This window comes from Novosphingobium sp. B-7 (assembly GCF_000410615.1).
GTDB lineage: Bacteria > Pseudomonadota > Alphaproteobacteria > Sphingomonadales > Sphingomonadaceae > Novosphingobium > Novosphingobium capsulatum.
On the sequence record NZ_KE148352.1, the window covers coordinates 1 to 254 of the forward strand.

A 254-nucleotide genomic window follows, 5' to 3' on the forward strand; every position below is an offset into this window, starting at 1 on the left:
GGGCCAGCAGGCGCGGCGCCTCGGCGGCGTGGAACGCGGCAAGGCCGGCACTGTCGAGCGGCGGCAATGGCGCGGCCAGGGCGGTCTCGAGCAGGCCTGGCGGGTTGTGATCCAGCTCCAGATAGAGCAATCTCTCGCCCGCCGCCTGGCGCCGCGCCGCGATCATCGCCTCGGCCTCCTGCCCCAGCAACGCGGGGGTGAAGCGATCGAACGTGGCAAAGAACTGGTCGTGCCCGCTGATGGTAGGGGCGCCC

General features: G+C 72.4%; 1 pseudogene. It reads right to left on the reverse strand.

Going from position 1 to position 254, the window contains the following annotated elements:
• Positions 1 to 254, reverse strand: a pseudogene (locus tag H926_RS33330) (adenosine deaminase); the annotation flags it as partial.